Source organism: Nostoc sp. T09 (assembly GCF_002154695.1).
Classification (GTDB): Bacteria; Cyanobacteriota; Cyanobacteriia; order Cyanobacteriales; family Nostocaceae; genus Aulosira.
The window spans coordinates 106,859-113,556 of record NZ_MTAV01000121.1 but is presented as its reverse complement, the minus strand read 5'-3'; the positions used below and the strand labels follow the sequence as shown (position 1 = coordinate 113,556).

Sequence of the window (6,698 nt, the reverse complement as noted above, 5' to 3'; positions counted from 1 at the left end):
TATAATATTTTCAAGGTTCGGTCTCCTGACCGCGTCGCTTTTTCTCGCTTCGCTCTCAGGCACTTATCTAATATATCGAGCCTACTTAGGTTTGTCAACTCTTTTCGGAAAAATTTTTTTCGGACTTATTTTGGCGTCCCAAAACTCCTCACAGTGCTAGGTTTAGGTAACAATGGTTGATGCACTGTGGTGAAGAAGGAAAGGTAGAGCGTGAATTTTCAGTCGATAATAGCTTCATTGCATGAATTCTGGAGTGCTCGCGGTTGCTTGATTGCCCAACCCTACGACATTGAGAAAGGAGCAGGCACTAAGAATCCGCATACTTTTTTAAGAGCATTGGGACCTGAACCTTGGGCTGTTGCGTATGTTGAACCATGTCGTCGTCCTACAGATGGTCGCTATGGTGAAAACCCCAATCGCTTCCAATACTATTATCAGTACCAAGTTCTGATTAAACCTTCGCCAGATAATATCCAAGAAATTTATCTCGATTCCTTGAGGGCGTTAGGTATCCGTCCGGAAGACCATGATATTCGGTTTGTAGAAGACAACTGGGAAGATGCAACAGTAGGAGCTTGGGGTACTGGTTGGGAAGTGTGGTTAGACGGAATGGAAATTACTCAATTTACCTACTTCCAACAGTGTGGAGGAATTGACTGCCGTCCTGTATCGATTGAGATTACCTATGGACTTGAGCGATTGGCAATGTATCTCCAGCAGGTGGAAGCAATCACTAAGATCCACTGGACGGACAATATTACTTATGGTGATGTGTTCCTCCAATCAGAAATTGAACAGTGTACTTACAACTTTGAAGCGTCGAATCCGGAGATGCTGCTAACACTGTTTAATTTATATGAGCAGGAAGCTACTCAATTGACAGAGCGAGGATTAGTGTTACCAGGCTTAGACTATGTAATTAAGTGTTCGCATACTTTTAATTTGCTGGATGCAAGGGGCGTAATTTCAGTCACTGAGCGGACTCGCTACATTGCCAGGATTCGGCATTTGGCACGGAAGGTTGCTACTTTATATGTTGAGCAAAGAGAGAAGTTGGGTTTTCCATTGCTCAAAAATGCCGTAAGTTAAACACTAGAGACTGACACTGAGGATAATTACCACTTGGCTAGATCCTTGATAACCTCCCTCAAAAAGGGAGGTTTGGTATTATCTCTTAGACCAAATAGTTATGGTGTGTGAGAAATGTTGAATTGGAGCGAGTTACTAGAACCAATCGCTGCTTGGTTTCGTTCTCTAAGACTCCCGGAACCCATTATCCATTGGGGACATCCATTAATGATGGCGATTGTTGTATTTGTGATGGGTAGTTTTGTGGGGCTAGCTGGTTGGCGGGGAAGACTTGTTGAAGATCAAGATGGAGCAATTAAAAGTCGTAGTGAGCATCGTAAACTAGCACCCTGGCTTTTTTTCTTTCTGGCGGCGGGTTATACAGGTGGGGTGTTGTCTTTGGTAATGCAGCATCAACCAATTCTAGAAAGTCCCCATTTTTTTACAGGTTCTATTGTGTTATTACTGCTACTGATCAACGCTGCAATCTCTCTAAGTGGATTTTTAGGGAATAAAGCGATATTACGTACTATTCATGCTTATTTAGGCAGTACAGCACTTTCTATTTTGTTTCTCCACGCTTTACTGGGGTTTAAGTTGGGCACATCTTTTTGATACAGTTATTCCAAAAAGTTTTACAAGCCTGTGCCCCTGAGACTGGAAGTCACTGGCTCTACAAACAAAGCCCGCATGTGCGGGTTTTATTTTATAGTCAGCAAATACTTTTATCAGAAGTCTTATGATTCAGGCTGGTGGTGTAATTATCTGTATTGGCTATATTCTAGGGTTGCTGTTTACAGCAGTGCCTTGGGGTGGTGTGTGGATTTTGGTTTTAGGGATATTGGCAGCAGTGCTGTTGCGATTAGCTTCTCTCAAGTCACGGCAACTTGCTCAAAAAGCAGAACATGCTGGAACGAAGGCTAAGCCCACATCTAGCTTTTGGCAAAATACTCCCCATCCCCGAGTCTGGCTAGCTGCTGGTTTGGTAGGCTTGCTGGCTACCCTATATTTTCAATGGCGAGTGCCAGAACCTGGAGCAAAAGACATTAGTAAATTTGTCCCACCAGGAAATAGTAGTAATCAAGAACAGCTTGTAATTGTCCGTGGTGAAGTAGCGAGTACGCCGCGCTTGACTCGCAGTCAGAGAGGGCAATTTTGGTTAGAAGCAACTCAGCTAGATGAAGTCAAAAAAAATGATGGGCCAGCAGGTGTCAGTAAAGGAGTAACGGGTAAGTTGTATGTGACAGTACCCATACTTCAGGTTACTGGTTTATATCCAGGTCAAGAAATTGCTGTGACGGGAGTTTTGTACAAACCAAAAGCAGCATCAAACCCTGGTGCTTTTGATTTTCAGAAGTTTCTGAAACAAGAGGCAACATTTGCTGGTTTAACGGGTAGACAGATAAATATTTTAGATGAGGAACAACGTAAATGGGGATGGTGGCAAGTTAGAGAGCGAATTGTGCGATCGCAAGTTCGGTGGTTGGGTATCCCAGAAGGCCCACTTGTGAGTGCAATGGTTTTAGGCAGCAAAGCTGTTGATTTACCTTATGATATTCGCGATCTTTTTATCCAAGCAGGATTAGCTCATGCTTTGGCTGCTTCGGGGTTTCAGACTTCGTTGATTCTGGGTGTGATCTTACAGTTAACGAGGCGAGCAAAAAAGGCAACTCAATTTACTCTGGGTTTTTTGGGTTTAATTATTTTCCTGAGTTTAACTGGTTTTCAGCCTGCGGTGCTGAGAGCCGTAATTATGGGTTTTGCTGCATTAGTGGGACTAGCTTTAAAAAGAAAGGTAAAACAATTGGGTTCACTGCTACTGGCGGCTACCTTATTATTGCTATTTAATCCTTTATGGATTTGGGACTTAGGTTTTCAACTGAGCTTTTTGGCGACACTGGGATTAATTGTGACAGTACCACCCATAATTCAACGCTTGGGTTGGTTACCACCTGCGATCGCTTCTTTGATTGCTGTTCCTTTAGCTGCTACGATTTGGACTTTACCTTTGCAACTTTTCGTTTTTGGGGTTGTGCCGTCTTACAGTCTGCTACTCAATATTATTAGCACCCCATTCATTTCTATTCTGAGTATAGGTGGAATTGTCAGTGCCTTAGCAGCATTGATTTGGCCAGAAGCAGGAAGTGTTTTGGCTGGAGTGTTGCATTACCCCAGCGATTGGCTCATCAAATTAGTGAAATTTTTTAGCAACTTACCAGGAAACTCAATTGCTGTTGGCAGTATATCTCCTTGGCAGATGCTCGCTATTTATACAATAATTTTATTGGTGGTATTGGTGCGTTGGTGGCGACAACGCTGGTGGTTCGCTAGTTGTATTGCTATAGGTTTAGTACTTATCCCGGTTTGGCATTCTGCCAACACCTTGTTTAGAATCACTGTACTTGCAGCAGGTGCAGAACCGGTTGTGGTAATTCAAGATCGAGGAACAGTCACCCTGATTAATAGTGGCGACGAAAGTACAGGACGCTTTACAATCCTACCGTTTTTACAACAGCAAGGTGTCAATCAAATCGATTGGGCGATCGCAACTGATTTTCAAGATCATGAAAGTAGTGGTTGGTTGGAAGTATTGCAACGTTTACCGATTAAAAATTTTTATAGCTATCCCCCCAAGCCAGAAAACGTCATTGAAACTCAGGTAATTCAACAAGAAATCCAAAAACGTCAAGGTGTGTACCAACCTTTGGCACTTGGTCAAGCAATGACTGCTGGCCCAGTCGTAGCCCAATTAATTAATGACCAGTTACCAGTTTTACAACTACAAATTCAAGGACAAAATTGGTTACTAATCGGTAATCTTAAGTCTAAAGAGATAGCACAGCTAGTCAAGTCTGGGGGTTTAGCTCGCCCACAAGTGCTATGGTGTGTACCGCAATCTTTGAAAGATTTAGTTTTAGCCCTACAACCACAAGTTGCGATCGCATCTTCTGCCGACCTTGAGCCAAAAGTGTTGTCTGAACTTAGCCAAAGCCAAACCAAACTTTTCTTTACAGGACGAGATGGCGCTATCCAATGGCTACCTGGTAGTGATTTTGAAGCGTTTATCCAAGCAACAGAAAGCAAGTCTTCTGTTCTATAAATGCTATTGCTCTTTGCAGGTTGCTTTGAGGCGATCGTTTTATCTATATGTGATGTTATGATTGCATAGGAGATGCGATGGCATTTCTGCAATTCACAGGTTTTAGATAGAGAACAGATACTTGAATCTGTGAATCAATAGCTGGAGAGGTGTCCGAGTGGTTGATGGTGACGCACTCGAAATGCGTTTTGGGGAAACCCAACGGGGGTTCGAATCCCCCCCTCTCCGTTTTAAAGATTGACAATTTTTTAGAGCGAGCAGCCAAGAGTTGTTCTTTTACTTCAATAGTGAATTGCCTATAACTAAGCTTATCAGCATAAATTGATGAACCTGTGAGAGCTTTGTACTGTATTTGTGGGCAAATAAACTTATTTTTTTAAATAATAACCTGGTTATTATTTACTCAGGTTTGCTAAGAATGGCAGATTTAGTAACGCTTTGTCCAAACTTGAATTTTCCACTTTATATAGTTGTTCCAGAATCACGTACTAATAAAGTCAAGAAAGAACTAAAAAGACCTACTTTTAAAAATCTTAAGCTCGATAAGAAGTGCCGTTATATAATACTTGAGAAGTTACTTGAAAAATGGGATGTTATCAGGGAATTTGCTACAGAGCCATCTGCGCTTAAATCAATATCCCAAAGTTGCGATACTGAATAATTAATTATTAATAAAACTTTCCTAAAGTCTATAAATAAAAATAATTTACAACTATGAAAATAAGAAATGTTATGAATATTCAGTTTATGCAATACTTTTCTTAATCCAAGTGCGAAAGGATTTTAACAAAGCAATTTCGCCCATAGTTTTGCTTTGCTGAATGAATCTGCTGATATCGTTCACAGATACTAGGGGGAAAGCAATACTAAATTCACACTCGATATATTGTCCATCTAACAACTGATAAAATTTTAAATTCTGCCCGTCATATCTCCAAAGTTCAGGTATACCTAAGGCTGAATAAATCCTGAATTTGTTGATTGAACTACTGGTAATATCAATTTCAATTGCTAAGTCAGGTGGTGGGTCGGTTTCTAAATTTAATGTCTCCCTTCCTCTCACTCTCGATTCATTTTGTATATAGTAGCAATTGTCTGGTTCTATACCTCGATTTGCTAATCGACTTTTCAATGTTGTAGAACCGGCACTTTTAATTTCTATTCCTAATTCTTCTACTATAACTAAAATTAAGCGGTCAAATTGAATTTTGGGATTTTCATGTTCAAACAGTGGGGTCATAATTTCTAAAGTGCCGCAGTCATAAGCAAATCTAGAACCTCTGTCCTCACCTGTATCTCTCAATAAGGCTTCAAAAGTTTCCCAGCTAATGTTGTATAGCACTGTTCTTTGTTCGGCAGGCGTTGACTTTACAAGCATATTACAATACTTCTTCTGTCAGAATACTAGATAAAATTTCTAAAATTTTGCCTATATCATTAATATAGTATTCACTCAAATCAATATCAACTACTTGCCCAAGCGCTTTATTTACTTATTGCAATAATTTCAATAATTTAATTGTGCTAATTATAAGCATTTTATTAAGGATTAGATAAACTTTTGAGTTAATTGTAAAAAATTCTCGACAATAGGCGTTAAACTCCTTGGCTGCCAAATTACAGCAGTTTCTATTACAGGTACTTCTGTTAGTAGAGGACGATAAACTACACCAGACCTTTGAAGATTCTGTAGAGAAGATGGTGTTATCGCCACACCCATTCCAGCCGATACTAGTCCAATAATTGTTTGCATTTGAATCGCCTCTTGAGTAATGTTAGGTTTGAAATTTTCCTGCTGAAAAAGACTCATGATGCGATCGTAAAGTCCTGGTGCTAAATACCGAGGAAACATGATCAAAGGTTCATTTAGGAGCGATCGCACCGAGATGTGTTCTTTTTGAGCCAATGAATGAGTTGAAGACAAAGCCACAACTAAGGTTTCTCTGTGAATACACTGGTAAGATATTGTGTCATCTTCCAAAGGCGGATGAGCAAAACCCACATGAATCAGGGAATCTCTCAGTGCTTGCTCTTGTTGACTTGTAGTTAACTCCAGTAGGACTAGTTCTACTTCTAGAAATTGCTCGCGAAATTGTCGCAAAATCAAGGGTAATAGGTCGTAAATTACCAAACTAGTAAATCCTATTCTCAATTGACCTGTTTCACCTCTTCCAGTCCTTTGAGTCAGTGCTATTGCTGTTTCTAGTTGTAACAGTAGTTGATAAGCCTCTTTTAAAAAGACTTTACCAGCCTCTGTTAGCTGTACTTGTCGCTTAGTTTTGCGATGAAAAAGCTGTACTCCTAGTTCTGCTTCTAGTTGCTGAATTTGTTGGCTAAGAGGCGGTTGAGCTATATGCAGTCTTTCTGCGGCTTTACTGAAATGTAGTTCCTCAGCTACAGCAATAAAGTAGCGCAGATGTCGTAGTTCCATAATTTTTAATACTTTATAAATCTCAATTTTAAATAAATATATATTGGACATATCAAATAAAGTATACCTATGATACTCCTACAGAGATTTGCTCGATGC

Annotated in this window: 7 protein-coding genes and 1 tRNA gene; 6 read left to right on the top strand and 2 right to left on the bottom strand. The window is 40.2% G+C overall.

Going from position 1 to position 6,698, the window contains the following annotated elements; translation table 11 throughout:
• From BV372_RS37200 to BV372_RS23505, 6 genes are all read left to right on the top strand, one after another.
• Positions 1-180 (top strand): hypothetical protein (locus BV372_RS37200; RefSeq protein WP_218776759.1); only part of this gene is annotated, 180 nt, incomplete at its 5' end.
• 30 nt (positions 181-210) lie between these two features.
• Entirely contained in the window at positions 211-1,089 is an 879-nt protein-coding gene (gene glyQ, locus BV372_RS23525) for a glycine--tRNA ligase subunit alpha (protein WP_086688913.1), read from the top strand.
• 114 nt (positions 1,090-1,203) lie between these two features.
• Positions 1,204-1,683 carry a DUF4079 domain-containing protein gene (locus BV372_RS23520; RefSeq protein WP_086688912.1) on the top strand — a complete coding sequence of 160 codons (480 nt, stop codon included), beginning with the start codon at positions 1,204-1,206 and terminating at the stop codon, positions 1,681-1,683.
• A 124-nt stretch (positions 1,684-1,807) separates the two neighbouring features.
• Positions 1,808-4,168 carry a ComEC/Rec2 family competence protein gene (locus tag BV372_RS23515; RefSeq protein ID WP_086688911.1) on the top strand — a complete coding sequence of 787 codons (2,361 nt, stop codon included), beginning with the start codon at positions 1,808-1,810 and terminating at the stop codon, positions 4,166-4,168.
• A gap of 143 nt (positions 4,169-4,311) precedes the next feature.
• A tRNA-Ser gene (locus BV372_RS23510) sits at positions 4,312-4,396 on the top strand.
• A gap of 190 nt (positions 4,397-4,586) precedes the next feature.
• Positions 4,587-4,829: a hypothetical protein gene (locus BV372_RS23505; RefSeq protein ID WP_086688910.1), complete on the top strand. Its 243-nt coding sequence runs from the start codon at positions 4,587-4,589 to the stop codon at positions 4,827-4,829.
• Positions 4,830-4,913: 84 nt separating this feature from the next.
• Here the strand turns inward: BV372_RS23505 and BV372_RS23500 are convergent, their stop codons facing one another.
• Together BV372_RS23500 and BV372_RS23495 are read right to left on the bottom strand one after the other, a co-directional pair.
• Positions 4,914-5,546, bottom strand: coding sequence for a Uma2 family endonuclease (locus BV372_RS23500; protein WP_086688909.1), 633 nt, complete (start codon positions 5,544-5,546; stop codon positions 4,914-4,916).
• 171 nt (positions 5,547-5,717) lie between these two features.
• A complete protein-coding gene (locus tag BV372_RS23495; protein WP_086688921.1) occupies positions 5,718-6,599 on the bottom strand; it encodes a LysR family transcriptional regulator in 882 nt (293 codons plus the stop codon).
• Positions 6,600-6,698: the final 99 nt, after the last annotated feature.